Source organism: Fortiea contorta PCC 7126 (assembly GCF_000332295.1).
Classification (GTDB): domain Bacteria; phylum Cyanobacteriota; class Cyanobacteriia; order Cyanobacteriales; family Nostocaceae; genus Fortiea; species Fortiea contorta.
In genome coordinates, this window is the sequence record NZ_KB235930.1 from 3296523 (window position 1) to 3318479 (window position 21957).

Sequence of the window (21957 nt, forward strand, 5' to 3'; positions counted from 1 at the left end):
CCACCCTTCATCCTTCACCCTTCACCCTTCATACTTCACCCTAGCCTGCGGCAAGCCGCCTTACAGGCGTCTACATACTTCACCCTTCACCCTTCCTAAGTCTGTCAAGAGAAATGCTTGCTGCTTGAGCAACATTGGGATGGCTATCTTTTTCCAAAAATGTCAAAGCTGAGACACTTTTGGGTGTGGGGAGATTTCCCAGTGCTTCTGCTAGACGTTGGCGCACTAACCAATCATCAGATTGAGCGAAGCGCAAAATCAAATCCACAGACTCAATGTCTTTAATTTCTCCCAGAGCTGCGATCGCTGCTTGGTGTAGTATGGTTTCGTCGCTATCTAATGCTTGAATCAATACAGCACGGGCGCGGGAGTCTTTAATATTACCTAAAGATACTGCGACGCTAAAGCGTACTAACCAATCAGTATCTTCATAAAACGCCCGTGACAAAACTTCCAAAGCTCTCGCATCACCTAAATATCCTAAAGCACCAGCAGCATCAGCGCGTATACCATAATCTGGGTCTGTTTCCAGAATTTTCACCAAAATTGGATAACATTCTGGTGTTGGTTTAACTCCCAAGGCAAATATAGCCATTGAACGCAACTGTAGAGAATCGTCGTCCAAAACCTTTTTAATTAAAGGTACTGCATCTTCTGGGGCAACATCACGCAGATTAGCTAAGGCTACCATGCGATCGCGTAGATTTGGACTTTCTAACTGAGCAGAGATTTCCTCTAAACTAAGAGCAGCCATTTAGTTTCATACACTTTCTTTACTTATCTTTACTTTACAGAATTCTTTGTCACAAAGCCCACCACTGGACTGACACAGCTAAATTTTTGCATTGCGATCGCTCTCCCCACCTCCCCACCTCCCCACCTCCCCACACTCCCCACACTCCCCACACTCCCCATCTCCCTTGAACCGCAAGGTATTCGCTGAGATTATGTATTGAATTTAGCAGTTAAAATTAACACTTAGCTGTGCCTATGGTATGAAGAGAAGGCTTGGGTAACGAACGTAGGTTAAAGGTACGACTGTCAAGTACAGCCTCAAACCTTTAGGAGAATCACGATGGTTCAAGTTAGTGAACGTCCAGGTACAGCAAAAATCTCCAATTTGCAAGACAAGTTTGTCTACGAAATTGGTGTGATGTACGATGCGGAAAATCGCTTCTTGGAAGCACAGCAAATGATGTGCCAATGTTGTCAACACAGCCAGTTGAAATCCTTGATGGAAAACCACATTCGAGAAACCGAGCAACAAATTAGGAACCTGGAACAAGTGTTCAACGCTTTGGGACAGCAACCCAGACGAATTAATTGTGATGCTGCATCTGGCTTGATTAGCGACGGCCAGAGGTTTATGCTTTTAGCTGCAGATAATCCCAAAATTTTAGAGTTGGGGCTAGCAGCAGGACAAGCAAAAGTAGAACAATTGGAAATTTCCTGCTATCGCGGCTTGATTAAGGGCGCCGAACAGATGGGACAAAATCAGGTTGTGCAATTGTTACAGCAAAACTTACAACAAGAGGAACAAACGGCGCAAAAGATTGAACAATGTATGCCACAATTACTTCAAGAAGCCAAGTCATCTAGTGGTACTGGTAGTAGTAAATCTCGCTAATCTATGAGTATTTTGTCAACTTGGTTCTAAGTCAATTTAACTAGGAAGCCACAGTTATTCATCTGTGGTTTTTCTATTGGCAGTGTTGCATAATTTCATGAATTTATCCGATTTATCCAGTCTTCCCCACCAGCTAACTGAGCTAGATAATCATCCATAATTGCTGGTAATTCTTTTGCTGAATAAGTATATGTCAACGCTAAAAACTTAGTTGCTGTAGTTAAAATTTGGCTTCTATCTAAGATTGCTGACAGTTGAGAACGAGTATATTTTCTATTCAAAACTTCCTCGCTAGCATCAGCTATGGCATCTTCAATAACTTCTTCTATGACGGTTTCCCATTCATCTTTATTAATATAGTAAGATTTTTGATTATCTTTGAGATTCACTGCTTTAATTTCACGTATGGCATTGCGAATGGAAGCAGCCCAAGAATTTGTTAATCGCTGCTCTAATTGATTCTTAATCAAGAGTATTAGGAGGATTCTTAAAAAAGATTTAATTTGACGCAGATTCGCCTGTTTACTCATGCCCTCTAATTCATCAACAATTGCCAAAGCATCTGCATATCTTCCTTCCAGAATACTAGTTTTGAGGTCAATTAATTCTTGTGTCATCTGTTTTGCTTGCAAGACTTAATGGTATGGTGTTTCTGGTTTTATGATGGTACGTTTCGTTAAGGTTAGGGGCAATAATTACACGCCATTCTTCTTAAACCATGCTTGCAAACGTTTCCAGGCGTTTTTGGCTTCTTGCTCGCGGTAAGAAGGACGATAATCAGCGAAGAAGGCGTGGGGTGCTTGGGGATAGACGATGATTTGCGATTTGCTGCTGCTGGACTTGAGGCGATCGCGCATTTGTTCTACTGTGTTTAAGGGTATACCTGTATCTTGACCTCCGTAAAGTCCGAGTACGGGCGTTTTCAGGGTTGAGGCGATATCAACGGGGTGTTTGGGTGTCAGTTCTGTTTTCTCACCTACCAAGCGCCCGTACCACGCTCCCCCTGCTTTGACTTTGGGGTTGTGTGCTGAATATAACCAAGTAATTCTTCCACCCCAACAAAAGCCTGTAATTCCCAACCGATTAACGTTACCTTGAGACGATTTCACAGCCCAATCGACTGTAGCGTCGAGGTCAGAGAAGACTTGAGCGTCTGGTACTGTGGCGACAATGGGGCGAATTTCGTCGATGGTGCTTAATTTGGAGACATCGCCTTGACGCACGAATAATTCAGGAGCGATCGCTAAATATCCTAATTTGGCAAAGCGACGGGTGATATCCTGGATATGCTGGTGCACGCCGAATATTTCTTGAATTACTAACACAATCGGGAAGTTGGTACCAGTAGCGGGTTGCGCTCTGTAAGCAGGAATTACACCATCTTTGACGGGAATGTTCACGGCTCCGGCGATTAATCCTTTGCTATCAGTTGTGATGACTTTAGCGGTGACGGGTTCCACAGCGAGAGCGAAGCCAGTAGCGATGGTGGCTGTGGTGATAAATTGGCGTCGTGTAATTGGGTTCATTTTTTTAAATTGAAGTGTAGGGTTTCCATAATTAGTGTTTCAGAAAAATAGCTTTATTTCTAATTATTTACCCATTCTTGTCCTCCTGGTAATTGAGCTAGATAATCATCGATGATGTCTGGTAATTCTTTGATAGAGTGAGTGTACGTGACTGCAAGAAGATGAATTGCTCTTGAGATTAACTGTGATTTATCGAGCATTTGTGAAAGTTGCGATCGCTTGAGTTTACCATGTAAAACTTCTAGACTAGCATCAGCGATCGCTAATGCGATTTCATCTTCTAACCAACTATTCCACTCATCTTGATTGATATAATGTGATTTTTTATTTTCTTTCAGATTTATCTTCTTAATTTCTATCAATGAATTGCGAATAGAAGCCGCCCAAGAATTTGTTAATCTCTGCTCTATTTGATTTTTAATTAAATGAATTAGCAAAATCCTTAAATAAGCTTGGATATTCCGCAGAATAGCTTGTTTACTCATGCCTTCTAATTCGTCTACAATTGCCAAAGCATCTGCATAACGTCCTTCCATAATGCTCTTTCGTAAGTCGATTAATTCTTGTGTCATTTTCGCTTACCTTTTACCTGCTTTCCAATCTTTACCACCGGGTAGCTGAGTTAAATTTTCAGCTATTACTGTTGGTAATTCTCTAGTTGAATGGGAGTAAGTCAGCGCCAAAAGTTGTAAACTGTTCTGAGTTACTTGTCTTCTATCTACCATTTCTGTTATTGCAAATTCATTGTACATTCCATTGAGCACTTCTAGACTAGCATCAGCGATCGCTAATTCGATTTCATCTTCTAACCAACTATCCCACTCATCTTGATTGATGTAATATGATTTTTTATTTTCTTTGAGATTTACGTCTTGAATTTGTATAATGGCATTGCGAATAGAAGCCGCCCAGGAATTTGTTAATCTCTGCTCTATTTGATTTTTGATTAAATGAATTAGCAGGATTTTTAAAAATGACTTGATCTGTCTTAATATTGCCTTTTTACTCATCCCTTCTAATTCGTCTACAATTGCCAAAGCATCTGCATAACGTCCTTCCATAATGCTCTTTCGCAAGTCGATTAATTCTTGGGTCATTTTTGTTCACCTTTTACCTGCTTTCCAATCTTCTCCACCGGGTAGCTGAGTTAAATTTTCAGCTATTACTGTTGGTAATTCTCTAGTTGAATGGGAGTAAGTCAGCGCCAAAAGTTGCAAACTGTTCTGAGTTACTTGTCTTCTATCTACCATTTCTGTTATTTCAAATTCATTGTACATTCCATTGAGGACTTCTAGGCTGGCATCACAAACCGCTAATTCGATTTCATCTTCTAACCAACTATCCCATTCATCTTGATTGATGTAATATGATTTTTTATTTTCTTTCTGATTTATCTTTTTAATTTCTATCAACGAATTGCGAATAGAAGCCGCCCAAGAATTAGTCAAGCGTTGCTCTATCTGATTCTTAATTAAATGAATCAACAAAATCCTTAAATAAGCTTGGATGTTACGCAGAATAGCTTGTTTACTCATCCCTTCTAATTCATCTACAATTGCCAAAGCATCTGCGTATCTTCCCTCTTGAATACAAGTTCGCAAGTCGATTAATTCTTGTGTCATGATTGATTAAATGCAAAATTATTTTTTGGTTTGAATTACCTGCAAACTTCCACCTGCATATAGCGTTGGTTCACCCACATTAAACCCAATTTCTGTTAACAGTTTAGGTAAATCAGTTTGCAAAAGTTGCCAAGCTGTCTCCGTCTCGAATAGCCATAGGAATAGTGATACCCCCGGCCAAAATAGCGGATTTGTGGGATTGTGAAAATCCACCAGTGTGAAGACGCCGCCCGGCTTGAGTGTGCGGTAAACTTCATGCAGAATTTGGTGTAGTTGTTGCGGTTGCATCTCATGTAAGGCGGCGCTGGTATGGACGATATCAAACTCACAGTCTGTAAACGGCATATTTTCGGCGAAAGCTTCTACATAAGCCGCATTGGGCACATTTTGTCGCGCCCGTTTCAGAGACAAGGGAGAAGCATCAAGTCCTGTAACATTTTGTGAAAATTTAACTAAAAATTGCGTTGCTTGCCCACTACCACAACACATATCTAAAATTTTAGTATCTGAGTTAATCGTTAAGCCTTGCAAAGCTAGTTGTCGGAAGCGGGCTTCGCCACCAACGCTTAAGGCTGCTACCCTTGATATAGCGTCATATAACCACTGATAGCGGTAACTCCAGTCTCTGAATATTGTTGCCATGAGTTGTTTCCTACCCATAAACCTTTATATTTAATAAAGATATATTGTTAACATTAGTAAAAAAACTGAAAAGATTGGGGGAAAGTAGCTGCTATGGGTCGTGTAGGCGTTTTATTACTCAACCTCGGTGGTCCCGATAAGTTAGAGGATGTCGGGCCATTTTTGTTTAACTTGTTTTCAGATCCGGAAATTATTCGCCTACCATTCACTTGGTTGCAAAAACCCCTAGCATGGTTCATTGCTTCTCGGCGAACCAAAACATCACAAGCAAACTATAAGCAAATCGGCGGTGGTTCGCCACTACGACGCGTTACAGAGGCTCAAGGCGAAGCCCTCAAAGAATATTTGGGCGATTTGGGACAAGAAGCCAATATCTATGTGGGAATGCGTTATTGGCATCCTTATACTGAGGAAGCGATCGCACTACTGACCCAAGATAATATCGAAAAACTGGTAATTTTACCACTGTATCCGCAATTTTCCATCAGTACCAGCGGATCTAGTTTCCGACTCTTAGAAAAACTTTGGCAAGAAGACCCAAAACTCCAGCAGGTTGAATATACCGTCATTCCCTCATGGTACAAACAACCAAGCTATCTGCAATCAATGGCGCAACTCATCGCCCAAGAACTCGACCAATTTCCCCAACCTGACAAGGTTCATATCTTCTTCAGCGCCCACGGCGTCCCCAAAAGCTATGTAGAAGAAGCAGGCGATCCCTATCAACAAGAAATTGAGGAATGCACTCAGTTGATTATGCAAACCCTCAATCGCCCTAATGCCCACATTTTAGCTTACCAAAGTCGTGTCGGCCCGGTGGAATGGCTCCAACCATACACAGAAGACGCGCTTAAAGAATTGGGCGCAGCAGGTGTTAAAGATTTAGTTGTTGTACCGATTAGCTTTGTCTCAGAACACATTGAGACACTCCAAGAAATCGATATCGAATATCGAGAAATTGCTGAAGAATCAGGAATTCACAATTTCCGCCGCGTTCCTGCTCCCAACACCCATCCGCTATTTATTAAAGCATTGGCAGATTTAGTGCTTGATGCACTGCAAAAACCCAACTTCAAGCTTTCACAAGCAGCGCAAATGAAAAAAATGGTGAAAATGTATCCCCAAGAAGGTTGGGAATGGGGTATGACAAGTAGCGCGGAAGTTTGGAATGGTCGAATTGCTATGTTAGGTTTCATAGCTTTGATTATTGAGATGATTACTGGTCATGGGCTTTTACACATGATTGGTCTTTTGCAATAAAGGGGAACCGGGAATAGTAGGGTGAGTAAAGCCCACCCTACATTACTGAATTTTGCAGCATGAATTCTATTAGTAAACGGCTAGAACAATACACCACCAAACGTCCGCAAGAAGTCTTACTGGTGACGGTAGAAATTGCTCAGGAGCAAGACCAAATAGCGATATTCAAAGGCTTTTCTAGTTCTTTGATGCACTCAACTGCATTTGATCCTGATGTACCCGTGCTTCCAGATGAGGCGAAGATTCTCACAATTGATCGAGTGGCTAGCCCTTATCATCCTACGTCCCCTAGCTACATTCAACAAGGTTTATCTTGGGAAGCTATGGAAGCTTTATTATCAGAAGTAGGTGTTTAAACAAAATTCACCAGAAATTTTGAATTTTGAATTTTGAATTTTGCCAATGTCCCGTTCTGGATACACTCTTCCCGTCTTTGCTTGTGCGGCTGCTATGGCGGCGCTACACTGGTTGCGCTATCATCAAACTCTCAAAGTCGCGGCGGTAGATTTGATTCAACCCGCGCAAACTGCAGAAATACCGATCGCGCAAGTAGCGGGTTTATCTGCAAACATGGCTTTAGGGGTTACTCACAGCGACCCTGGAGATAATCTGGATTTGACCAGAGATACACCGATTTGGGCGCTGGTGGAATGGCGCCGGGGAGAGGGGGAAAGGGTAATTGTTCAGGGAGGTGAAGGAATTGGGCGGATCCTTGACGCTGGTGACAAGCCGGCTATTTATGCTTATGCTCAACGCCTACTGCAGGAAAACTTGCAAAGGATGCTGACACCACAGGAAAAAATTACAGTTACAGTAATTTTACCAGAAGGGCGATCGCTAGCTGTCCGCACTTCTAATTCTGCCTTTGGGGTTGTGGAAGGACTATCTTTATTGGGGACAACAGGAATTTCTCAACCTTTAAGTTCACCGGATCAGTTAACAGCCTTTCGCTATGAATTACAGCAAAAAGCTAATCAATTTGATAGTTTAGTTTTCTGTATCGGTGAAAATGGCTTAGATTTAGCATCCAAAATCGGTATTAATCCTGAGAGACTGGTAAAAACAGCTAATTGGCTGGGGCCAATGTTAGTAGAAGCCGAGGTTTTGGGTGTTAAAGAAATCTTATTGTTTGGGTATCATGGCAAACTAATGAAACTAGCGGGGGGAATTTTTCACACCCACCACCATTTAGCTGATGGACGGCGAGAAATTTTAGCGGCTCACTGTGCGTTAGCTGGGTTAAAGTCTTCAGATATACAAGTAATTTTTCATAGTGCTACCGCTGAAGCAGCACTAACATATCTGCGATCGCTTGATAGAGACACGGGTAGTGATTGGGTGAACCAAGTTTATGGAGCGATCGCTGCTGCTATCGACTCCCGCGCCCAAGAATACATCAAAAGCCATAGCCACAGAGATAAATCAGATACCATCTGCGGCTCGATTCTCTTCGACCGCGATCGCAAAATTATTGTAAAGAGCAAAACTGCTTGTATCTTATCCGGAAAATTATGCTAATTTATTATGAATTATCATAAACTATCCAAATAAATAGTCTTTCAGTAACCAACTTAAGGTAAGTCCTTTATTTAATACCATGACCAGTCCATCGGCTAGACAGACGCGGTGTAAAGCGCGTCTGTAGGGAATTTTATTACCATTACCAGCCAACCCTGGGGAAGTGATGGTATCTACAAGACCACAAAGCAACGAATTATTATTACTGACACACTTTCACCATCAGGAACACAGCGGTGACTCTACTAACTGAACAAGCACCTCAAACAGTAGAAGATTGGGGACGTCTCGATCGCCAAATGGTTGTGATTTTGGACTTCGGCTCCCAATATTCCGAGCTGATTGCCCGTCGCATCCGCGAAACTCAAGTATACTCCGAAGTTCTTTCATACCGCACTACTTCTGAACAATTACGACAAATAAATCCCAAAGGAATTATCCTTTCTGGCGGGCCGAATTCAGTGTATGGTAACAGCGCTCCCCACCCAGACCCGGAAATTTGGAACTTGGGCATCCCCATTTTAGGTGTATGCTACGGTATGCAACTGATGGTCAGTCAACTAGGCGGAGAGGTAGCCAAGGCTGACAGGGGTGAGTATGGCAAAGCATCGTTGTATATAGATGATCCCACAGACCTGCTCACCAACGTCGAAGATGGCACAACCATGTGGATGAGCCATGGAGACTCAGTAATCCAAATGCCTCCAGGTTTTGAATTGTTAGCCCATACTGAGAATACACCTTGCGCGGCGATCGCTGATCATGAGCGCAAACTCTACGGTGTGCAGTTCCATCCGGAAGTAGTGCATTCCGTGGGTGGGATAGCATTAATTCGTAATTTTGTCTACCATATTTGCGAATGCGAACCCACATGGACAACCGCAGCTTTTGTGGAAGAAGCAATTAGAGAAATCCGCGCCAGAGTTGGGGATAAGCGGGTGTTGTTGGCGCTTTCTGGAGGTGTGGATTCTTCTACCCTAGCCTTTTTATTGTATAGAGCGATCGGTGAACAGCTAACTTGTGTGTTTATCGACCAAGGCTTTATGCGTAAATATGAGCCAGAGCGGTTAGTCAAGCTGTTCCACGAACAATTTCATATTCCTGTAGAGTATGTTAACGCCCGCGAGCGGTTTATCGCCAAAATTGCCGGCGTTACCGATCCCGAAGAAAAACGCCGCCGCATCGGTCATGAATTCATCCACGTGTTTGAGGAAACATCCAAACGCCTCGGTCACTTCGATTATTTAGCCCAAGGTACCCTGTATCCAGATGTCATCGAATCCGCTGACACCAACGTTGATCCTCAAACTGGGGAACGGGTAGCCGTGAAAATCAAGAGCCATCATAACGTTGGCGGTTTACCTAAAGACCTGCGGTTTAAATTAGTCGAACCCCTACGGAAACTTTTTAAAGATGAAGTCCGCAGGGTGGGGCGTTCCATCGGCTTACCAGAAGAAATTGTCCAAAGACAGCCTTTTCCTGGCCCTGGTTTGGCAATTCGTATTTTAGGTGAAGTCACCGCCGAAAGGTTAAATATTTTACGCGATGCCGACTTAATTGTCCGGCAAGAAATTAATCAACGGGGCTTGTATCACGACGTATGGCAGGCTTTCGCGGTTTTACTGCCTATTCGCAGTGTTGGTGTCATGGGCGACCAGCGTACTTACGCTTACCCAATTGTCTTACGGATTGTCACCAGCGAAGATGGTATGACTGCTGATTGGGCGCGCGTCCCCTATGATGTGCTGGAAGTGATTTCTACCAGGATTGTGAATGAGGTTAAAGGTGTCAACCGCGTGGTTTATGATATTACTTCTAAACCGCCTGGAACTATTGAGTGGGAATAATTCTAATTTGGGATTGACTCTGAATTTGAATTAGCTAGTAGCTAGTAGGTTGACGCTCTGGGAAACCCAACACCCAAAAACTTTGTTATTGTTGGGTTTCACTCTGTTCTACCCAACCTACTCGCGCTATTAGTAGCGCTACTGTCTTGACAATCAAGAAAACTTGGTGAGGAATTTGAGTAGTTTTTTGGTTCTGGATGTGAGTAGGGTACGACGATAGGCGTCTGCGGCTTTTTTGATTGCTTCGGCTTGCGTGGGGTAGGGATGGATAACAGTGCTGAGTTTGTTGAGACCAACTTTATTCACAATTGCTGTCGTTATCTCCGAAATCATTTCCCCAGCGTGACTAGCAACAATAGTCGCGCCGAGAATTTCGTCAGACCCTTGTTGATGGTGAATTTTCAGAAATCCTGATACTTCACTATCAGCGATCGCTCGATCTACACTACTAAAAGGAATCTTAATTGTATTGATCTTTATGCCTAACTTTTGCCCTTGAGATTCATCAATGCCTACATGGGCAATTTCTGGGTCAGTGTACGTTACCCAAGGCATGACGAGATGACTCAATTTAGCACGTCCCCAGCCGAAGGGAGAAAATAAGGTATTTTTAATCACTATTCTGGCTGCAGCATCAGCCGCGTGGGTAAATTTCCAATCCATGCAAATATCCCCAGCTGCATAGATTTTCGGGTTTGTTGTTTGCAAGTAATCATTAACTTTCACCCCTCGCCGTTCGTCGTATTCTACCTTGACTGCTTCTAAATTTAGACCTGCGACATTGGGAACACGCCCCGCACCCACTAAAATTTCATCCACAGTCACAGAATCTCGATGACCATTCACAGAAAAATAAAGTCGTTTCCCTTCCGTGACAGTGACCACTTCCTCTAACCGCGAATTCAACACCAAACGAATTCCTTCCGCAACCAAGACTTTTTGCAAAATTTCCGCAGCTTCAGCATCTTCTTTATTCAAAATGTGAGCACCTGTGTGAAAAAGTATCACCTCAGAACCCAAGCGCCGAAAAGTTTGCGCTAACTCACAACCGATGGGGCCTCCACCAATCACCGCCAAATGTTCCGGTTTTTGAATCAGGGAAAATACTGACTCGTTAGTCAAATAACCAGCCTGCTCGATTCCCGGAATTGCTGGTTGTGCGGCTCTAGCGCCAGTAGCGATAACGGCTTTTTTAAACCGCAGAGTTTGCTCACCAACTTCTACAGTATTTTGACTCGCAAATCGACCGTTACCCAAAAAAACATCAACCCCCAAGGATGCGAAACGTTCCGCCGAATCGTGATGGCTGATACCCGCGCGGATTTGACGCATCCTCGCCATAACTGCAGAAAAATCAACATCGATATGTTTGGGAACATTAATACCTAAATCTTTAGCCTTCCACATCTCACCCACCACACGAGCAGAGCGGATGATGGTTTTGGAAGGAACACAGCCTACATTCAAACAATCCCCACCCATGAGATGCTTTTCAATTAACGCCACCTTCAAACCCAAATCTAAACCAGCAGCACCCGCAGCTACGACTAATCCTGCTGTCCCAGCACCAATGACTACCAAGTCGTAAATATCTGCAGGTTGGGGGTTGACCCAATTTGGCGGATGAACTTGAGATACCAACTGTTGATTATATTCATCTGCAGGGCGAACAGTGACTCTGGTAAATTCTGAGTTGTTCATCATACCTCGATAGGGATTAGGGAAGAGGGGTTAGGGGTTAGGGAAAGATTTTTTTAGGTTATACCATTTTGAAAAAACAATGGGACGTAGGGGCGAACGGTTGTTCGCCCTATTGTACGAGCGTAGGGTACGGTTGTTCGCCCTGAATAACCATTCATGTGTTGCAAAGATTATTTGAATTGGTATTACAAAGGGTGCGGAAATCGCACCCCTAGGAGTTTTTCATCACTTCTGCGGCTAGAGCTTTTTGTGCTAGACGGGTGACGAATACCGTGACAGCTACTGTGGAGAGCAAGCCAAGGATGCGAATTGCCCATTGTATGGTAGGGTTTGTAGGCTGAGCTTCAGTGCCGATTCGGGCAAGATTTCCAGCTAAGGAACCAATATAAACGTACATGATAGTTCCGGGAATCATGCCCACAGAACCGATAAAGTAATCTTGCAGAGAAACGCCGGTGATGCCAAAAGCATAGTTTAATAAATTGAAAGGAAATATCGGAGAAAGGCGTGTCAATAGCACGATTTTTAATCCTTCCCTACCGACAGCTTGGTCAATAGCAGCAAATTTTGGGTTGTTGGCTATTTTCCCTGCTACCCAATTTCTCGCTAAATAACGTCCAATCAGGAAAGCAGCGGTAGCTCCTAAAGTTGCGCCAATAAAGACATAAATGGAACCCCAAATTATCCCAAAAACAACACCAGCCCCCAAGGTAAGAATTGAACCTGGTAAAAAAGCGATCGCTGCAATTATATAAAGTACAATAAAAGCCACTATTCCTACAGCATCAAGGCTATCAATCCACTGCAAAGCATCTCGTAAAATTGCTTGGGGATTTAAAGTTGGGGCTGCTGTTTGCGCTAGAGCGGTGTCTGTGTTTAAGAAAAAGGCAATACTAAAAATTAGCAATCCCACACTATAAGAAAATAATCTCAAAAATTGTTTATTTTTGGTTATTGCTGTCATTGGTTGTCTCTACACTTTGATTAAGTGATTTTTGAGCAATTTTGGTGATATATATTGTTACGGCAACTGTGGCAATTAATCCTAGAATTTGAATTATCCATTCCCAGAATTGAGTTTGGGGATTAGTTGGGCGATAGTTGGTGTGAATCATCGCCAAGTTACCAGCTAAGGAACCAATATAAACATACATGATTGTGCCGGGAATAATGCCTAGGGAACCTAATATATAGTCAAAGAGGGATACTTGGGTAACGCCGAAAGCGTAATTTAATAAGTTAAATGGAAAAATGGGAGAAAGGCGAGTTAACAATACAATTTTCCATCCTTCTTTGGCGACTGCTTGATCAATTGCTTTAAATTTAGGATGTTTTTCTAATTGTTGAGATACCCAATCACGGGATAGATAGCGACCAATCAAAAAGGCTAAGGTTGCACCAATAAAGGCGGCGATTAATACATAAATAGAGCCGTAAATCACACCAAATAAACAGCCACCTTTCAACGTGAGGAGTGAACCGGGGATAAATAGTAAGGTGGCTAAATTATAAATGGCGATGAAAGCGATTGGACCGAAGGAACCAAGACTTTCTACCCAGAGAAAGAGATTTTGGAATAATTCTTGAAAGTTGAATTGTTTGCTAGCAATTATGATAATGGCAAGCAGACAACTGCAAAATAAAAGTTTGAATTTTGTCTGTAATTTCTTGGTCATTATTGCTAATGCTGTTACTTATATATAGGATTCATATTTGATTTTTGAAAAAACTCAGTATACCCCTAACCCCTATTCCCTATTCCCTATTCCCTTTCCCCTATTCCCTTTCCTTAAATTTTTCTCGACTATACCAGCGGCGAATTCGCTGTGGTGAAATACCGAGTAAATAAGCAATGATGACTATTTGATTTAATAGTGTGGTGGATAAAATTCCTTTTTGCAACCATCGCCGGGCTGAAGTAACAACGGGCACAGATAAAGTAGTTATTTTACCAATGCTTTTTAATCGACGCATGAGTTCAAAGTCTTCCATGATGGGTAACTCAGGAAATGTACCAATTTCCTGGAAGATTTGTTTAGTCAAAAAAATTGCTTGGTCGCCGTAGGGCATTTGCAAAAAGCGCGATCGCCAGTTCACCCCCCATTCTATCCAGCGGATGGCTGCAGGTGATGCATCAATCTGCAAGCTAAAGGCGCCGGCGACAATTCCTGGTTGCAGTGCGGCGCGAATCAAGCAATCATATTGGGTTGGTAGTTGTGTATCTGCATGGAGAAATAAGAGAATTTCACCCGTAGCGGCGATCGCTCCTAAATTCATCTGCACGGCACGGTTAGAAGGCGATGTAATCACTGGTATCCCTAATGATTGGACTATTTTAACTGTGTCGTCCTCTGAACCACCATCAACTACGATGATTTCTACATTAGTACCATTTTGAGTGGAGGCGATCGCGTTTTGAATATTTCCGGCTTCGTTTAAGGTCGGAATAATGATTGAAATTCTAGCGCTTTCCATTAGTTTTCAGAGGATATTTGAAAAGTAGTATGTTGTAATTACGCAAAAACCCGTCAGACAAGGAAACATATATTAAGTCTTTATTGTCATATTTGTGATAAAAATAAACTGCGACTCAGTACAACTATTGTGGCATCGGGTTTGATATCTACGATTTCTCTAGAAAAACTTATAGTAACTAAACACTATGAATTCGCTTCTTCGTCAAGTACGTTTAGCGTACTCCAGAAGCAAAGCCCGGTTTTTGCTGCTGCTGGGATTGACAGTAGTGATAATTTTGGTTTGGCAATTTTCTCGACCGCTGTCGGAAATTTTTGTTCAATCTAGCTCTGTACAGTCGAATCCTGTACCACCGAGCTTTAAACAGTCAAGTTTTGTGCAGTTACAGCCTAAACAGTCGAAGTCATCGCCGTTGTTCAACTGGCGCAATGTCAATATTCAAGGGATGGGTTATGTGACTGGTTTGACTATCGCGCCTTTATCTCCCCATGATGTTTATGTCCGTACTGATGTGGGTGGGGCGTATCGATTTGATGTTAGCAGGAATGTCTGGCTACCGCTGCTAGATAAATTTGATACTAATTTTGCTAAGGGGGGTGTTGGGGTTGAAAGTGTGGCTGTTGACCCGCAACAAGCACAGCGTGTCTATGTAGCCATCAACCGTAATTATACTACTTTTAAAGATAAGGACGGTAAAAATAAATATAAATATGGTGCGGAGGTGATGGTTTCCGAGAATCGGGGAGTAACTTGGACACCCACAGGTCTAGCGCCAAAAAACGTTTTTCTCGGCCCCAACCAAGTTTACCGTTCCGATACAGGTGAACGAATTGCCATCGATCCTAATAAATCTGGTTTAATATATTTTGCTTCTCGCCGCGACGGTTTATGGAAAAAAGACGGTCAACAAGACTGGAGTCGCGTTTCTGGGGGGCTACCTAATCCTAGTACTTTACCTGAATATAAACTGCCGAATGGTACTGATAATCCTGATGTGCCTGGTTTTACCTTTGTCTTGTTCGACAAACGCAGTGGTAAACCTAACAGCATTTCTCGGGTAATTTACGTAGGTGTGCATGGTAGCGGCGTTTGGAGTAGTGCTAATGGTGGGCAATCCTGGACTAATATTGGTGGTGGTGTAGATCCTGTGCGGGGTGCGATCGCTACTGATGGTACACTCTATGTTAGCTTTGGCACAATCGCTGCTAATGGGAAACCTGCGTCGGGAGGAGTTCGCAAATATACAAATAATAATTGGACTGATATTACCCCAGACGGCAAAGATAAAGTCTATGCAGCCGTGACTGTACAAGCAGACCAGCCGAATACAGTTATGGCTATTTTTGATAGATATGTGTATCGTTCCACAAATGGAGGTAAAAACTGGAACAAACAAACTCTCTATATGGGTGCCTACGACGCCAACGAACCACAACACCCGGTGAATCCTTCCGCACCTCCCTATTATCAATCTTACTCGGCGACGGGTGCAGCGGCGATCGCCATTAATCCCGGTAACTCCAAACAGGTATGGTGGACGAACGGTTGGGGTGTAGCGCGCACCGATGATGTCACCGTCTCCAACCCCGCTTATCAGTGGGTGATGCAAAATCTTGAAGAATTGGACTCCAACTTAGTCCGGGTTCCACCCAAACCCAAAGCCCAAGGAGGCGCAGACTTGTTAAGCGCAGTCCAAGATAAAATAGGTTTTCGCCATGTAGACCGCAACCAAGTCCCCAGTATCAACTTTCACCCAGTCAATATCCCCATTAACCCAGCCTTCAAATGGGCTAACCCTAATTGGCGAGTGTACCCGGTTCCATTTCCCCATGTTGCGGGAGCTACTGGGATGGATTACTCTTACAAAAACCCTGATTACGCTGCATTTGTCGGCGCTCATCAATGGCAATTTTGGCCAGTGTATGGGATGACTAAAGATAACGGTAAAACTTGGCAAGCTTTCGAGTCGATTCCTGCAGAAAAACTTTGGAAACCTGATAAGTCAGGTTTGGAAGAGGTGATACCAATTGGTGGTCAAATTGCTATGTCCCCTACAAATCCCCAAAATATGGTTTGGGCGCCCACATGGGGAGGTTGGCCGCATTATACCACAGACGGCGGGAAAACCTGGAATTTAACTATCAACAAAGACCATCCACCACAACCGAAACCATACGACCCCAAAAACAACGACCATACCCACTACAACGTTTTACCGAAAGCTTGGGCTAATAGTATTTCACCGTGGTTGAGTGCTTATATTTTGGCAAGCGATCGCCAAGATCCGCAAGGAAAAACATTCTACTACTACGACGGCTGGACATTCTACTACAGCAAAGACGGTGGTGCAAATTGGCAAAAAGGCGCTTCCGGGACACTTCCGCAATGGCTGGTGCGTCCGGCGATTGTCTCGAATCCTACCCAAGCGGGTGATGTATGGATGAGTTTTGCTCGCAATCCAGAGGATGTGAACTCTAATAAATTGTACCGTTCAACCGACGGCGGCAAAACTTTTAGTGCTATTTCTACGGTAGATAGTTGTGAATTTATCACCTTTGGCAAGGGAGATGCGGAACAAAAACCGTATATCTACATTTTTGGTCGCGTGGGTGGCGCGAAAAAAGATACGATATATAAGTCAGTGGATATGGCGAAAACTTGGATTGCTATTAGTGACCCGAATACACAGTCGTTTCCTGGACTGACTTATTTAGAAGGTGATATGCGATCGCTTAACTTAGTTTATGCTGCGGTATCAGGCCGGGGAATTATAGCCGGCGAGGGTGGGAGGTAGTTTGAGAATTTTTTGAAACGCAGCGAAAAGTTGCGTGCGGAGAGAAGCGCCGTGCGGGGGTTCCCCCCGTTGAGGCGACTTCGGAGGGTTCCCCCCGTTGAGCAGACTTTTCAAGACAGAGTGACGCTAAGGAAAGCGCAAAGGGGCGCAGAGTTTTTGGCGTTGCTGAATCAAGGGATGAAAATTAAGTCTCTCAAACTCACACTCTCTGCGCCTTTGCGCCTTTGCGTGAAAAAAAATCATCCCGCATTTATACAACAACGTTTTTCGCTCTGACCAATATGAATCGTCTGCTGTTAATTACAGAAAGATTCGCACCAGATGTGGGAGGTTTGGCTAGTAGTGCGACGCGATTGGTGACTACGTTATCTCAACAGGGTGTGGAGATTGATGTTGTCACCTGGAGTCGCTATTTACAACCGGGTGAAGTGTTACCACGGGAAGCGAGAGGAGAGAAGTGTGGGCTTTATCGCATTGGATTATACCGTCACTGGGATATGACGATGCCTCATACTTTAAATTTGCTGGAGTGGTTACACTCGTCTCGCAACTATGATGCGGTGTGGGGACATTATTTGTTTCCTAGCGGTTTTTTAGCTGTTTGGTTCGGGGCGTTGCAGGGTATAGTTAGCACGGTGAGTGCGCGTGGTAATGACATTGACCGCGCCATGTTTCCTCCTGGTGATTTCGCTCGTCTGCGGTGGACGTTAGAAAATGCTCAGGTCATTACGGCGGTAAGTGCTGATATGTCTCGCAAAATTCAGCTACTTTGTGGGCGAGATGATGTTTTGGTGTTGAAAAATGCTGTTGATGCGGCGATATTTACACCAGATGCAAACAGGGAGATAACTAAAGAGTCTTTGGGAATTTCTCCAGATGAGGTGGTGTTGGGATTTTGTGGGGAGTTGCGAGAAAAGAAGGGACAGCAGTTTTTGTTGAATGCTTTAACAACCGTTCGTCAACAACGTCCCGCTTGTTTGTTAATTATTGGGGAAGTTAGGGTTTCACAGGAATCTATTTTCCAGCAATATAAAACTCAGCAGCCGGAAAATGCTCACCGGGTGATAGTGACTGGACATCTAGCTCATCCTGAATTAGTTGCAGAATATTTGCAGCTATGCGATATTTATCTACAGCCTTCATTGTGGGAAGGTATGCCCAATGCGTTATTAGAGGCGATGGCTTGCGGTTGTTGCTGTATTGCTAGTGATGCGGGCGGAATTCCTGAAGTAATTTTACATGGTGAGAATGGTTTTATTTTAGGGCGATCGCAGTTGCACAGATTGGGCGAAGCGGTGCTGGAGTGTTTAGCGATGTCTGCCGAGGCTAAAAATTTAGTTAAGCAAGCAGCGCGCGATCGCATTCTTTCCCAATATTCCATAGATCAAGAGAAATTGCAACTTCACGCCTTAATTAACCGTTTAATTCCCAATTCCCCATAAGCAGTCATTAAAGCCGCACCCGCGTGTTGCCAAGTATAACGTTTTTCAATCTGCTGACGAGCGTTTATGACCAATTGATGAGCTAACTCTCGCTGATTTTGCAACTGCAAAACTGCGTCTTTAATTGCTTTAGCTGAACCCGGTTTCACTAATAAAAAATGCACTTGATGCTCCCCCAGTTCTCGTACCACCGATAAATCACTAGCAATCACAGGTATTCCCGTCGCCATTCCTTCTAAAATTTTCAAAGGACAACAACCTTGAACCAAATTGCGATCATTAGGCGTCAAAGGTGCCAAAATTACATCTGAGTTATGAATATATTCCACTAATTGTCGTTGGGATGTGGGCGCGAGGATAGTTAATTTGTCTTCTACCCCCAATTTGTGCGCCAAATGCTTTAACGCTTTGAGTTGATAGTCTCTCCCTTGTCCAATGATTGTTAAACAAGCAGGAAAATCGCGGTTAACTAATGCTAACGCTTCCACCGCCAAATTCACACCTTGCCAAGAAGAAAGTGTGCCAAAATATATCATTTGTAATGTGATTTTAGAACCAAAATCACAAGAATTATACCCACGCCAAGTAAAAATATTTAAATCTACACCATTAGGAATTACCCGAATTTTATCAGATGCTACACCTCGACTTTGCAGATATGCACTTGTGACACCACTAGGTGTGATAATTAAATCGGCTGCTGTTAAACAAACTTGTTCTTGCGAATATAACTTATGCAATAACTCCCGATCATCAGCCACATCAGGATAACGATATTTTAACTCTATAGAGGGTAAACCATTCACTTCAAAAATCAGGCGATCGCAATATTTTTGTTTATTCAGCGCAATTTCCCAACCCTCATAAATCGAGCGAAATTGCAAAACTTCAAACCGTCTTCCTTCTAACCATTTTTTCAACAATTGCCGAAAACCCAAAACCCTGACAATTAAATTGTTACCCATAGCAGCTAACATCGTCTGCTTAACTTGGGGAAAAATTTCCTCATCAATTATGCTATTTTCCGTCGGCGAAACCGTAACTAATTGAATATTATTAAAACTTCTCCCTAAAGCCTCAGCAAAAGCGGTAATATGAATTGCAGCCCCCTTCGGTGCAGGCACAATATCAAAAACAATATAAGCTATTCTCGGTTCATCTATTAACATCGATAAATCTCGTTGACACCCAAATTCACCTTTGTTATACTAGCGCCAAACTCGCAAATTTTAACATATTTAAATCCAAACAACTAGCCGACTAACGCTCAAAAACTCTCAGCGTTCCTCCGCGTTTAAAAAATTATATTAAAAAACAAAAACCGAGGCTGAAAAAATGCCAATATCACTCAAAGAATTCCACAAAACCCTAACCTATGAAACCAAAACATCAATTAACAAAGTAATAGCTGACATCCAGGAAATTACATCGGTAGATGAACTAGCAGAACGACAACAAAAGCAATATAACCAACAAGCAATTTACTACTTTTTAGGTGCATTTGCATCAATAATTATATATGCTCTGATTCTCAATTTTCAAGCATCAAATTTGATATTAATTTTGTTTTCGTTAATTATTATAAGCTTAATAATCGCTGGCATTAATGCCTTAATTAATAGAGCAAAATTCAGTAGATTGAATATTAATAACTATCGCTATGTAGTCGCCAAAAGAGTTTTGCAAATGCTAGCTAGAGATATGGACAAGGAAGCTGAAGTAGAGTTGCGATTATCATTTCAAAAAATCGTCAACAAAGAACATAAAACTGCAACTATCCCTCATCCCCATAAACTAACATGGAATATAGATAAACATGAACACCAATGGTTAAAAATCAAAGGACAATTTTTAGATAAAACTCGGTTCATCTTAACCACAACCGGATTATCTAAAACTCAATATGGTCGGAAACGCACCAGTAGCGGTAAAAGTAAATATAAAACCAAAACAAAATCTCTCGGATTAGATGTAATTTTAAACTTAATCTATCCTCAGCGTCGCTATGGAGCAGTAAAAATTTTAAAAAATGAAATTAGCAATGCAGTCAAACTACCAAAATTATCTTACATGCGGAGTTTAGAAGTAGGGGAAAATTTTCTATATATGCACGTCAGAATAGCACCGCAAGTAGAAGATGATCAAGCAGAAATATATCAAACCATAACCATGATGTTTTTGAGTTTATATCAGGTATTAAATTTAGCCAAGCTTCTGTCCAAATAATTAAATGAAACCTGTAATTTTAGCGACTTTATTACCAGTTATTTTTATCACCACTATATTTGGTTGTAGCCATAGCGATAAAATAGCAAATAATACAACTACACCCGTAGCTACAGATTATTCCCAAAAAAACACTTTAGATTCATTTTCCTTGAACCAAAAAGCAGATGAAGCTATATTAGTTGATGGTAAAAATCAAACTTTAGCCACAATTACCTCAGAAAAATCTGGTAAATTCAAAATTCTAGATTCTGCTGGTAAAAATATCGGTTATGTGGTGGCTAAAAAAGATTCATGGAAACTGAAAAACTCGGAACAAAATCAAGAGTTATATACTCTTAAAAAGCAGGATGATGGTGACTATAAATTAAAAGATGCGGTGAATCAAGAAATTTATCGAATTAAGGTGCGGGATGATAATTTTGAGATTGAAACCCCAGATAAAAAGTCGTTTTATCAGGTGATAACTAAAGCCGGAAAAACTTCTTTGATGAATACAGCTAACAAAACTAGTTTTTCACCAAAATCTGATTTGTCACCCATCGCCGTTGCTTGCTTTGGATTTGATGTGCTTACCCGCGAACAACAAGCTGGTTTAGCCTTTGCTGTAAATTCCACAGGAGGAAAATAAACTTTGCAGATTCGGTTAAGTTGGATAGACCCTAATACAGAAGAAATTCGGGAACCATTGTTAGATACTCCAGTGGCAATTGGCAGTGTATTTCAAGCCATGCCACAGCAAAATAATAGTCAAAGAATATCCAGAATAGTAATTCAGGATGATTTAATTACAGACTACCATGCTTTGATTGATTGGCAAAACCAAGAGTTAATAATTCTTGACCAAAATAGTCACAGCGGGATAGAGATTAATGGTGTGCAGTTGAGTAGCGCGAGTTTGAGAGATGGCGATCGCCTCCGCATCGGGCAGTGCGAAATCATGATAAACTTTACACCAACACCGTGGGAGTGCGATCGCATGGTAGGCTTTTTGTTCAAACGCCCTTGTGGACGCACCGACACCAAAGACTGTCCCTACTGCAACGATTCCTACGATAACGACTACGCCTATTATTCTGAATATGGTTCTTATAGTTCCGGAGATTGGGGAAGTAGCTATTATGACGAGCGCGATCGCTACTCCTACGACCCAGAAACAGGTAATGTAAACTTTACAGAAGCCGACGCCATCAGTTTAGAACAAGAAAGCGACGCCGAGTTTGAGCAAAATATGGGCGCAAGTTAGTAGGTATTGACCAATAACCAATAATAAACAA

At 42.4% G+C, this 21957-nt stretch carries 23 protein-coding genes; 10 read left to right on the forward strand and 13 right to left on the reverse strand.

Annotated elements, in window-relative coordinates:
* Window positions 1–79 precede the first annotated feature (79 nt).
* A complete protein-coding gene (locus tag MIC7126_RS0115195) occupies window positions 80–754 on the reverse strand; it encodes a HEAT repeat domain-containing protein (RefSeq protein WP_017654014.1) in 675 nt (224 codons plus the stop codon).
* Window positions 755–783: 29 nt separating this feature from the next.
* Entirely contained in the window at window positions 784–915 is a 132-nt protein-coding gene (locus tag MIC7126_RS32275; protein ID WP_274517490.1) for a hypothetical protein, read from the reverse strand.
* 160 nt (window positions 916–1075) lie between these two features.
* On the opposite strand from MIC7126_RS32275, the gene MIC7126_RS0115200 reads away from it, so the two are divergent.
* Window positions 1076–1627, forward strand: coding sequence for a YciE/YciF ferroxidase family protein (locus MIC7126_RS0115200; RefSeq protein ID WP_017654015.1), 552 nt, complete (start codon window positions 1076–1078; stop codon window positions 1625–1627).
* A gap of 95 nt (window positions 1628–1722) precedes the next feature.
* Here MIC7126_RS0115200 and MIC7126_RS0115205 read toward each other — a convergent pair whose 3' ends face one another.
* From MIC7126_RS0115205 to MIC7126_RS0115230, 6 genes are all read right to left on the reverse strand, one after another.
* Entirely contained in the window at window positions 1723–2244 is a 522-nt protein-coding gene (locus tag MIC7126_RS0115205) for a DUF29 family protein (RefSeq protein WP_017654016.1), read from the reverse strand.
* 78 nt (window positions 2245–2322) lie between these two features.
* Complete coding sequence (locus MIC7126_RS0115210) at window positions 2323–3153, reverse strand: dienelactone hydrolase family protein (RefSeq protein ID WP_017654017.1); 831 nt, start codon at window positions 3151–3153, stop codon at window positions 2323–2325.
* Window positions 3154–3212: 59 nt separating this feature from the next.
* The gene (locus tag MIC7126_RS0115215; RefSeq protein ID WP_017654018.1) at window positions 3213–3725 is read right to left on the reverse strand and encodes a DUF29 family protein; all 513 of its coding nucleotides are present in this window, start codon (window positions 3723–3725) and stop codon (window positions 3213–3215) included.
* 6 nt (window positions 3726–3731) lie between these two features.
* The gene (locus tag MIC7126_RS0115220; protein ID WP_017654019.1) at window positions 3732–4250 is read right to left on the reverse strand and encodes a DUF29 family protein; all 519 of its coding nucleotides are present in this window, start codon (window positions 4248–4250) and stop codon (window positions 3732–3734) included.
* A gap of 6 nt (window positions 4251–4256) precedes the next feature.
* Entirely contained in the window at window positions 4257–4775 is a 519-nt protein-coding gene (locus MIC7126_RS0115225; RefSeq protein ID WP_017654020.1) for a DUF29 family protein, read from the reverse strand.
* 18 nt (window positions 4776–4793) lie between these two features.
* Window positions 4794–5417: a class I SAM-dependent methyltransferase gene (locus tag MIC7126_RS0115230; protein ID WP_017654021.1), complete on the reverse strand. Its 624-nt coding sequence runs from the start codon at window positions 5415–5417 to the stop codon at window positions 4794–4796.
* A 93-nt stretch (window positions 5418–5510) separates the two neighbouring features.
* Between MIC7126_RS0115230 and hemH the strand changes: the two genes are divergently transcribed.
* From hemH to guaA, 4 genes are all read left to right on the forward strand, one after another.
* Window positions 5511–6677 carry a ferrochelatase gene (gene hemH / locus MIC7126_RS0115235; protein WP_017654022.1) on the forward strand — a complete coding sequence of 389 codons (1167 nt, stop codon included), beginning with the start codon at window positions 5511–5513 and terminating at the stop codon, window positions 6675–6677.
* Window positions 6678–6736: 59 nt separating this feature from the next.
* On the forward strand, window positions 6737–7033 hold the full coding sequence (locus MIC7126_RS0115240) for a DUF7734 family protein (RefSeq protein WP_017654023.1): 297 nt from the start codon (window positions 6737–6739) through the stop codon (window positions 7031–7033).
* Window positions 7034–7079: 46 nt separating this feature from the next.
* Entirely contained in the window at window positions 7080–8195 is a 1116-nt protein-coding gene (gene cbiD / locus MIC7126_RS0115245) for a cobalt-precorrin-5B (C(1))-methyltransferase CbiD (protein ID WP_026100288.1), read from the forward strand.
* Window positions 8196–8431: 236 nt separating this feature from the next.
* Window positions 8432–10042 carry a glutamine-hydrolyzing GMP synthase gene (gene guaA, locus MIC7126_RS0115250; RefSeq protein ID WP_017654025.1) on the forward strand — a complete coding sequence of 537 codons (1611 nt, stop codon included), beginning with the start codon at window positions 8432–8434 and terminating at the stop codon, window positions 10040–10042.
* 153 nt (window positions 10043–10195) lie between these two features.
* Here guaA and MIC7126_RS0115255 read toward each other — a convergent pair whose 3' ends face one another.
* The 4 genes from MIC7126_RS0115255 to MIC7126_RS0115270 all read right to left on the reverse strand — a co-directional run bounded on the left by MIC7126_RS0115255 (window position 10196) and on the right by MIC7126_RS0115270 (window position 14218).
* Window positions 10196–11743 carry a mercuric reductase gene (locus MIC7126_RS0115255; RefSeq protein ID WP_017654026.1) on the reverse strand — a complete coding sequence of 516 codons (1548 nt, stop codon included), beginning with the start codon at window positions 11741–11743 and terminating at the stop codon, window positions 10196–10198.
* Between the two features lie 211 nt (window positions 11744–11954).
* Entirely contained in the window at window positions 11955–12707 is a 753-nt protein-coding gene (locus tag MIC7126_RS0115260) for a TVP38/TMEM64 family protein (protein ID WP_017654027.1), read from the reverse strand.
* Window positions 12685–13419 (reverse strand): TVP38/TMEM64 family protein, encoded by a 735-nt coding sequence (locus MIC7126_RS0115265; protein WP_017654028.1) that lies wholly within the window; start codon window positions 13417–13419, stop codon window positions 12685–12687. The genes MIC7126_RS0115260 and MIC7126_RS0115265 overlap by 23 nt, the downstream gene beginning before the upstream one ends.
* 100 nt (window positions 13420–13519) lie before the next feature.
* Window positions 13520–14218 carry a TIGR04283 family arsenosugar biosynthesis glycosyltransferase gene (locus tag MIC7126_RS0115270; protein ID WP_017654029.1) on the reverse strand — a complete coding sequence of 233 codons (699 nt, stop codon included), beginning with the start codon at window positions 14216–14218 and terminating at the stop codon, window positions 13520–13522.
* Between the two features lie 187 nt (window positions 14219–14405).
* Between MIC7126_RS0115270 and MIC7126_RS0115275 the strand changes: the two genes are divergently transcribed.
* Together MIC7126_RS0115275 and MIC7126_RS0115280 are read left to right on the forward strand one after the other, a co-directional pair.
* Window positions 14406–17012, forward strand: coding sequence for a sialidase family protein (locus MIC7126_RS0115275; protein WP_017654030.1), 2607 nt, complete (start codon window positions 14406–14408; stop codon window positions 17010–17012).
* A gap of 281 nt (window positions 17013–17293) precedes the next feature.
* Window positions 17294–18454, forward strand: a complete 1161-nt coding sequence (locus MIC7126_RS0115280; RefSeq protein ID WP_017654031.1) for a glycosyltransferase family 4 protein — start codon at window positions 17294–17296, stop codon at window positions 18452–18454.
* Here the strand turns inward: MIC7126_RS0115280 and MIC7126_RS0115285 are convergent.
* Window positions 18415–19623: a glycosyltransferase gene (locus tag MIC7126_RS0115285; protein WP_017654032.1), complete on the reverse strand. Its 1209-nt coding sequence runs from the start codon at window positions 19621–19623 to the stop codon at window positions 18415–18417. The two genes, MIC7126_RS0115280 and MIC7126_RS0115285, sit on opposite strands and share 40 nt — an antisense overlap.
* Window positions 19624–19789: 166 nt before the next feature.
* Here MIC7126_RS0115285 and MIC7126_RS0115290 point away from each other — a divergent pair, with 166 nt between their 5' ends.
* Genes MIC7126_RS0115290 through MIC7126_RS0115300 form a run of 3 tightly spaced genes read left to right on the forward strand, consistent with a single transcriptional unit; the run spans window position 19790 to window position 21926 of the window.
* Window positions 19790–20680 carry a hypothetical protein gene (locus MIC7126_RS0115290; RefSeq protein ID WP_017654033.1) on the forward strand — a complete coding sequence of 297 codons (891 nt, stop codon included), beginning with the start codon at window positions 19790–19792 and terminating at the stop codon, window positions 20678–20680.
* Window positions 20681–20684: 4 nt separating this feature from the next.
* Window positions 20685–21311 carry a hypothetical protein gene (locus tag MIC7126_RS0115295; protein ID WP_017654034.1) on the forward strand — a complete coding sequence of 209 codons (627 nt, stop codon included), beginning with the start codon at window positions 20685–20687 and terminating at the stop codon, window positions 21309–21311.
* A gap of 3 nt (window positions 21312–21314) precedes the next feature.
* A complete protein-coding gene (locus MIC7126_RS0115300; protein ID WP_017654035.1) occupies window positions 21315–21926 on the forward strand; it encodes an FHA domain-containing protein in 612 nt (203 codons plus the stop codon).
* Window positions 21927–21957: the final 31 nt, after the last annotated feature.

Excerpts from the sequence above, each read along its gene's own strand:
- MIC7126_RS0115205 (WP_017654016.1), bottom strand. The coding sequence starts at position 2,244 with ATGACACAAGAATTAATTGACCTCAAAACTAGTATTCTGGAAGGAAGA.
- MIC7126_RS0115270 (WP_017654029.1), bottom strand. The coding sequence starts at position 14,218 with ATGGAAAGCGCTAGAATTTCAATCATTATTCCGACCTTAAACGAAGCC.
- MIC7126_RS0115265 (WP_017654028.1), bottom strand. The coding sequence starts at position 13,419 with ATGACCAAGAAATTACAGACAAAATTCAAACTTTTATTTTGCAGTTGT.
- MIC7126_RS32275 (WP_274517490.1), bottom strand. The coding sequence starts at position 915 with ATGGGGAGTGTGGGGAGTGTGGGGAGTGTGGGGAGGTGGGGAGGTGGG.
- MIC7126_RS0115255 (WP_017654026.1), bottom strand. The coding sequence starts at position 11,743 with ATGAACAACTCAGAATTTACCAGAGTCACTGTTCGCCCTGCAGATGAA.
- MIC7126_RS0115260 (WP_017654027.1), bottom strand. The coding sequence starts at position 12,707 with ATGACAGCAATAACCAAAAATAAACAATTTTTGAGATTATTTTCTTAT.
- MIC7126_RS0115295 (WP_017654034.1), top strand. The coding sequence starts at position 20,685 with ATGAAACCTGTAATTTTAGCGACTTTATTACCAGTTATTTTTATCACC.
- MIC7126_RS0115215 (WP_017654018.1), bottom strand. The coding sequence starts at position 3,725 with ATGACACAAGAATTAATCGACTTACGAAAGAGCATTATGGAAGGACGT.
- MIC7126_RS0115195 (WP_017654014.1), bottom strand. The coding sequence starts at position 754 with ATGGCTGCTCTTAGTTTAGAGGAAATCTCTGCTCAGTTAGAAAGTCCA.
- MIC7126_RS0115285 (WP_017654032.1), bottom strand. The coding sequence starts at position 19,623 with ATGTTAATAGATGAACCGAGAATAGCTTATATTGTTTTTGATATTGTG.
- MIC7126_RS0115230 (WP_017654021.1), bottom strand. The coding sequence starts at position 5,417 with ATGGCAACAATATTCAGAGACTGGAGTTACCGCTATCAGTGGTTATAT.
- MIC7126_RS0115290 (WP_017654033.1), top strand. The coding sequence starts at position 19,790 with ATGCCAATATCACTCAAAGAATTCCACAAAACCCTAACCTATGAAACC.
- MIC7126_RS0115280 (WP_017654031.1), top strand. The coding sequence starts at position 17,294 with ATGAATCGTCTGCTGTTAATTACAGAAAGATTCGCACCAGATGTGGGA.
- MIC7126_RS0115275 (WP_017654030.1), top strand. The coding sequence starts at position 14,406 with ATGAATTCGCTTCTTCGTCAAGTACGTTTAGCGTACTCCAGAAGCAAA.
- MIC7126_RS0115220 (WP_017654019.1), bottom strand. The coding sequence starts at position 4,250 with ATGACCCAAGAATTAATCGACTTGCGAAAGAGCATTATGGAAGGACGT.
- MIC7126_RS0115225 (WP_017654020.1), bottom strand. The coding sequence starts at position 4,775 with ATGACACAAGAATTAATCGACTTGCGAACTTGTATTCAAGAGGGAAGA.
- MIC7126_RS0115200 (WP_017654015.1), top strand. The coding sequence starts at position 1,076 with ATGGTTCAAGTTAGTGAACGTCCAGGTACAGCAAAAATCTCCAATTTG.
- MIC7126_RS0115210 (WP_017654017.1), bottom strand. The coding sequence starts at position 3,153 with ATGAACCCAATTACACGACGCCAATTTATCACCACAGCCACCATCGCT.
- MIC7126_RS0115240 (WP_017654023.1), top strand. The coding sequence starts at position 6,737 with ATGAATTCTATTAGTAAACGGCTAGAACAATACACCACCAAACGTCCG.
- hemH (WP_017654022.1), top strand. The coding sequence starts at position 5,511 with ATGGGTCGTGTAGGCGTTTTATTACTCAACCTCGGTGGTCCCGATAAG.
- cbiD (WP_026100288.1), top strand. The coding sequence starts at position 7,080 with ATGTCCCGTTCTGGATACACTCTTCCCGTCTTTGCTTGTGCGGCTGCT.